The sequence below is a fragment of the Cobetia sp. SIMBA_158 genome (assembly GCF_046566945.1).
In the GTDB taxonomy this organism is placed as follows: Bacteria; Pseudomonadota; Gammaproteobacteria; order Pseudomonadales; family Halomonadaceae; genus Cobetia; species Cobetia amphilecti.
In genome coordinates this window covers 1-239 of record NZ_JAWJYL010001030.1, presented here as the reverse complement: position 1 = coordinate 239, position 239 = coordinate 1, and the positions used below count along the sequence as shown (strand labels likewise).

The 239-nt window shown below is 41.4% G+C and carries 1 protein-coding gene; it reads left to right on the top strand.

The features are described 5' to 3' along the window. A partial coding sequence (locus R2R70_RS22925) for a hypothetical protein (RefSeq protein ID WP_410979335.1) occupies positions 1-239 on the top strand: 239 nt, incomplete at both ends.

Sequence of the window (239 nt, the reverse complement as noted above, 5' to 3'; positions counted from 1 at the left end):
ATAGAAGTAGATAACGAGAGTAGCGATCAATTTGCAGGATTTGCCAAAGAAACCACGTTAGAGTTGGTGGAAGCAGATGATGGCAGATTGTTGTTACGTGATGCTGAACAAGATGAAGCGCCGTTGATGACTATTGATTTTTCTGACAAGCTAAAAGAACTACTTGGTAGCGATACTCAAGCCATTGGTCAACATATGATTCATGCTGCGATTCAGGTCATTATGCAGAAGCAGATGAG